At 41.2% G+C, this 5,699-nt stretch carries 4 protein-coding genes, 1 rRNA gene and 1 pseudogene; all 6 read left to right on the top strand.

What is annotated here, in order from left to right; translation table 11 throughout:
* Positions 1-118, top strand: a pseudogene (locus Q0081_RS17565) (7-carboxy-7-deazaguanine synthase QueE); the annotation flags it as partial.
* The gene (locus tag Q0081_RS17570; protein ID WP_298356026.1) at positions 73-2,097 is read left to right on the top strand and encodes an OmpA family protein; all 2,025 of its coding nucleotides are present in this window, start codon (positions 73-75) and stop codon (positions 2,095-2,097) included. The pseudogene Q0081_RS17565 and the gene Q0081_RS17570, both read left to right, overlap by 46 nt.
* Positions 2,098-2,307: 210 nt before the next feature.
* Positions 2,308-3,249, top strand: a complete 942-nt coding sequence (trxB, locus tag Q0081_RS17575; RefSeq protein WP_298356029.1) for a thioredoxin-disulfide reductase — start codon at positions 2,308-2,310, stop codon at positions 3,247-3,249.
* Between the two features lie 152 nt (positions 3,250-3,401).
* Positions 3,402-4,490, top strand: a complete 1,089-nt coding sequence (locus tag Q0081_RS17580) for a M23 family metallopeptidase (protein WP_298356032.1) — start codon at positions 3,402-3,404, stop codon at positions 4,488-4,490.
* Position 4,491: 1 nt separating this feature from the next.
* Positions 4,492-5,211 (top strand): bacillithiol biosynthesis deacetylase BshB1, encoded by a 720-nt coding sequence (gene bshB1, locus Q0081_RS17585; RefSeq protein ID WP_298356035.1) that lies wholly within the window; start codon positions 4,492-4,494, stop codon positions 5,209-5,211.
* A gap of 376 nt (positions 5,212-5,587) precedes the next feature.
* Positions 5,588-5,699 (top strand): 16S ribosomal RNA (locus Q0081_RS17590); the annotation flags it as partial.

Below are 5,699 nucleotides of genomic sequence, written 5' to 3' on the forward strand. Positions count from 1 at the left end.
ACTTCAACCTGAATGGAGTCGAATACAAGAAATGACTCCTCTCATCGTTGAATATGTAAAACAGCATCCAAAATGGCGCGTCTCATTGCAAACGCACAAATACATGGAGATTCCTTAAAGCAGTTGGCAATCAACAGTCGGCAGTCAGCAGTTTTTGCATTTTTCTCTCTTTTGTTATTCTTTTCTTTTCAAGGTTATTCCCAAAATCGCCCCTCCGCGTACGTCTCATTAAGCCAAAAAGGAACGAGTGGGCAACCTGCAAATGCGAAAAAAGCGGTTGAAGCATTTGAGAAAGGAACTAAGTTTTTCAATGAGAAAAACTTTGAAAAAGCAGCTCAATGGAATGATGAAGCTTTAAAATACGACTCCACTTACGCCGAAGCCTATTTCCGTAAGGCACAACTCTACGAAGTTTTTACTCAGCCTGATTTGGCGCTGCAATCATATCGAAAAAGCGTAACACTCAAACCCGATGCACCCCAGTTTGCAGTTGCTTACCAAAAACTCATAGAATATCATTTAAGAGCAGGAGAATATGGCCAGGCTAAGTCAGATTTGGACCATTATATTCCCTTTTTGAAACCCAATAGTATGGCCCAAAAACGGGCAAAGCGTCAATTGGTTACCTGTAATTACGGAGAAGCAGCAGTATTGAAGCCTTTGGTTATCAACCCCGAAGAACTGTCAGATACGGTCAATCAATTTATTCTGCAATATTTTCCTGCACTGACTGCCGACGGTGAAACACTGCTTTTTACGGCGCTGAAACCCGAAAATGACGAAGATTTATTTATTACTACTTTCAAAGATGGCCACTGGAGCAATCCCGTTTCTATTTCTGAACAAATAAATACGGCCGATAACGAAGGTACAGGTACATTATCTGCCGACGGAAGAACGCTGGTTTTTACAGCGTGCAATCGTAGAGATGGGTATGGCAGTTGTGATTTGTACATCAGTCATAAATTCGGAAATGATTGGGAAAAACCTAAAAATCTGGGGATTGTAGTTAACTCGCCTTATTGGGAATCACAACCCGCTCTGTCGCCCGATGGCCATACACTTTATTTTATTTCAGACCGTACAGGTGGAGTAGGCGGGCGTGATGTATGGTTTAGTACCTTATTGGGGAACGGCCAATGGACTTCTGCCCAAAATCTAGGGAATGTAATCAATACCCCCGACGATGAAGCTTCGCCTTTTCTTCATGCCAATGGACGTACGTTGTTTTTTGCTTCAGAAGGCCACGAAGGGTTAGGAGGATATGACTTATTTTTTGCGGACAGCACGTCAACGGGTTGGCGACCACCTCGCAACCTGGGCTATCCTATCAATACGTCGGATAACCAAGTGGCGCTTGTTATTACAGCAGACGGAGAATACGGTTACTATTCATTGGATACTAAGCGGGTTGGAAATCAACGAGTGTCGAGATTATACCGTTTTCGTTTACCTGACGAATTGAAAAAGCAATTCAATGTTGCCAATTATTTGAAAGGTTTGGTCACAGATGTTCGTACTAAAAAGCCCATTAAGGCTGAAATTGAACTTGTTGACCTCAAAACTGGTAAAATAGTGCAGCGGCTTGCGTCCGATGCAGCTTCGGGACGATATCTTACCACACTTCCAAATGGTGCCGAATGGGGGCTTTATGTGAGTGCGGCAGGCTATTTTTACAAAAGCCTGGCATTCGATTACAGCAAAAAAAATAGTGCTGAAGGCTATCAGTTGGATATTAGCTTAGATCCGTTTAACATGAATGCCTACGGGATTTTGAGTAATATTTATTTCGAGACAGGGAAAGCTGATTTACAGGAAAAATCCCGTTCGGAGCTTAATAAATTAATTGAACAGCTTAAAATCCAGTCTACATTGCGAATTGAAATTGCGGGTCATACCGATGACGTAGGCGATGCCAAACAAAATCAGATTCTTTCTCAGAAACGCGCTCAAAGCGTAGTAGATTATTTAATTGGTGCAGGTGTGGCCCGTGACCGTATCAAAGCGGTGGGTTTTGGTGAAGCAAAACCTATCGAGCCAAACGACTCAGAAGAGAATCGTCAACTCAATCGTCGTATTGAGTGGCGTATTTGGTGATTTTCTGTATAATTCGATGCCCTGTAAATCAAGCCATTTTGCCATCTACACCTTTTTTGCTTAATTTTGCAACTCTTTTGCAAAAACGAGTATTCCAACGATGAACGATTTTGATGATTGTATTGTAAATTCTAATACCAAAGATTGCCTTGCAATTAGCAGCAATCTGCAATCTATAAAATTGTAAATCTTTAAATTATACATTCTGTAATGTCTTCTGAAAAAGTTTCTTGCTTGATTATCGGTTCCGGTCCTGCGGGTTATACTGCGGCAGTTTATGCTTCTCGTGCGGGATTAAATCCTGTTTTATACACAGGCGGCCAACCGGGCGGCCAATTGACGATTACTACCGACGTAGAAAATTATCCGGGATATCCTGAAGGAGTACAAGGTCCTCAAATGATGATGGATTTTGAAGCACAAGCCCGTCGTTTTGGAACGGATATTCGTTATGGCTTGGCTACAAAAGTAGATTTCTCGGATTCCAATCTTCATAAAGTCTGGATTGATAATACTAAATTAATCGAAAGCCCGACTGTAATCATTGCAACAGGGGCTTCTGCAAAATGGTTGGGACTTGAATCGGAGCAACGTCTAAATGGACACGGTGTTTCAGCTTGTGCTGTATGCGACGGCTTCTTTTTCCGAAATCAGGAAGTGGCTATTGTGGGAGGTGGGGATACGGCCTGTGAAGAGGCGAGTTATCTTGCAAAGCTTTGCAAAAAAGTATACATGATTGTACGACGAGACGAACTTCGGGCTTCACAAATTATGCAAAATCGGGTAAAATCATTACCTAATCTTGAAATTTTGTGGAATACAGAGACAGAAGAGGTAATTGGAGAAAGTGAAGTGGAAGGCGTAAAGGTCAAAAATCTTAAAACGGGAGAATCTACTTTACTAAACGTAACCGGTTTCTTTGTAGCGATTGGACATCAACCAAACACAGAGGTTTTTAAGGACTTTATTGATATGGACAGTGCTGGATATATCCAAACGGTGAAAGGAAGTACAAAAACTAATATTGAAGGAATATTTGCCTGTGGAGACGCTCAAGACAATATTTACCGCCAAGCCGTGACGGCAGCAGGAACCGGCTGTATGGCTGCTTTGGATTCAGAGCGTTATTTGGCTGAAAAAGGATTGCATTAGTACACTAATCTATTTGTTTCCGATTATTCATTGCCTCATCGCAAGGTTCGTATCTAATAGATACAAACCATTTTAAATTAAGTTTTACTCCCGACGGTTGAGTGGGCATGGATTCGTTCCCCCTACTCAATCGTTGGCTAAATCAAACGCTGATGAAAGCCAAATTAATTTACTCATTGGTGCTCTTTTTGTTTTGTTTCGCAACAAACATTCAGGCGCAGGAAAGAGGATTATTTAAACGAAATCCCAAAATTAAGCCCAACAAAACCGAGGAAGTTAAATCCAGCACTCCGGTAATTAAACCACAAAAAGACGCCTTTGAAGAGTTTGAATCTGAAAAGCCTACCATGCGCTTTTCAAACACTTTTGAACCAGTTAAGGAAATAAACCCAACGGTGGCAGATGATACAACCGGTACTATCGACGAAGGGGAAACAACCGTTGCTGAATATATTGATTCTGTTCAGGTAGGGGATGATTGGGTTCAGGTAGCCGATTATTACGCTATCTGGGATTCAAGAACAATTGATCCCTATAACCTCAATCCTTTAGAGTTTGAAGAGAATCTCACACTTCGATTGTATGATCCAGGTAAAGGGCGTTTTTGGAACTTACCAACTGGTGAAACAAAAGTAACCTCTCAATTTGGGCCTCGATGGGGACGATGGCACGAAGGTATGGATTTAGACCTGAATACAGGGGATCCGGTATATAGTACTTATGATGGAATTGTACGGGTAGTAGCTTATAATGGAAGCGGGTATGGACGATTTGTACTTGTACGTCACTATAATGGACTCGAAACGTTATATGGTCACTTATCAAAAACTACGGTCGAAGTAGGCCAACTTCTCAAAGCAGGCGATATGGTAGGTTTAGGTGGGAATACAGGGCGAAGCTATGGTGACCACTTACACTACGAAAATCGCTACGAAGGTAATCCTTTTAGTCCAGCTTGGGTTTGGGATTTTCCTGGACAAACAATTCGTAATGAGCGTTTCGTATTATCACCGCGAGTTTGGGATCACCTGAGAGGTGGCCGTGCTTATGATAGTGAATTTGATATTAGTAAAGCTCCTATTAAGCGTACCGTTCTACATCGTGTACGACGTGGAGAGACTCTTGACTCCATTGCCAACAAGTATGGCATGTCAACCTCAGAACTTGCACAAAAAAACCGTTTACGTCTTAGCGCTCGTTTAAAAGTTGGGCAACGACTTCGGGTAAAAGAAACAAAATAATATGAAATTAGATTTGTTGGCCATCTCTGCTCACCCGGATGATGTTGAACTTGGCTGCGCCGGTACAATTTTAGCTGCCCTTGCGAAAGGCCGAAAAGTGGGTATTTTAGATCTTACACGCGGTGAATTGGGAACAAGAGGTACTCCTGAAATTCGTATTGAAGAGGCTGAAGCCGCTGCTCGTATTTTAGGAGTGAGTCTCCGAGATAATGTAGGGATAGCCGATGGCTTTTTCCAAAACGACCCAGCAAACCAATTGGCTCTTGTGCCTTATATAAGGAAATACCGGCCGGAGATTGTTTTAGCCAATGCAATTGAAGATCGTCATCCCGATCATGGCAAAGGAGCTAAGCTAATTTATGATGCCTGTTTCTTAGCGGGATTACGACGTATTGAAACTGTAGATAAAGATGGAACCCCTCAGGAAGCTTGGCGACCTAAGTTTATCTATCATTTTATCCAAGACAGATACATAAAGCCTGACTTCGTAGTAAATATTACACCCTATTGGGAAAAGAAGGAGGAAGCTATCCGTGCTTTTAGAAGTCAATTTTATGACCCTAATAGCGCCGAGCCGAATAGTTATATTTCATCTCCAGAGTTTTTGGACTTTGTTGAAGCACGTTCAAAAGAACATGGTCATGCAATAGGGGTTAAATATGGAGAAGGTTTTACTACACAACGAATTTTAGGGATTAATGATTTGTGGACACTGATTTAAGTAATTGTTGGTTGAAAATTGTACTATTGAAATGTTTGTTTTTGACATTTAAAGAACTTTGCAAAAAAGTCGTTTTTTTTAAGAAAGTACTTGTGTGGTTTAAAATGAACTGTTACCTTTGCACTCCCAAACAACAAGAGAGGGAAATACAAAGGAAGTTTTCCAAAGAAAGTTTTGAAAAAATAAAAAAAATCAAAAAAATATTTGGAAATAAGATTTAAAAATCAGACCTTTGCAACCCCAAACAAAAGGAAACTCACAAACGATGTGATAAAAAGCCAGAATAAGTAGTTTGGTTAGCTCTTTGAAATGATGAGTAAGTTAAGGTTCAATAGCGAGTCTTTGTGAATCAGTCAATTGATTTTTTATAATATTTACGATGGAGAGTTTGATCCTGGCTCAGGATGAACGCTAGCGGCAGGCCTAATACATGCAAGGCGAGGGGTTAGCAATAACACCGTCGTACGGGTGCGTAACGCGTATGCAAC

The sequence above is a fragment of the Runella sp. genome, assembly GCF_027484545.1.
Classification (GTDB): Bacteria; Bacteroidota; Bacteroidia; order Cytophagales; family Spirosomataceae; genus Runella.

What these genes read in the sequence shown, in the direction of transcription:
- Q0081_RS17570 (WP_298356026.1), top strand. Translation starts at nt 73, where the DNA reads ATGGCGCGTCTCATTGCAAACGCACAAATACATGGAGATTCCTTAAAG.
- trxB (WP_298356029.1), top strand. Translation starts at nt 2,308, where the DNA reads ATGTCTTCTGAAAAAGTTTCTTGCTTGATTATCGGTTCCGGTCCTGCG.
- Q0081_RS17580 (WP_298356032.1), top strand. Translation starts at nt 3,402, where the DNA reads ATGAAAGCCAAATTAATTTACTCATTGGTGCTCTTTTTGTTTTGTTTC.
- bshB1 (WP_298356035.1), top strand. Translation starts at nt 4,492, where the DNA reads ATGAAATTAGATTTGTTGGCCATCTCTGCTCACCCGGATGATGTTGAA.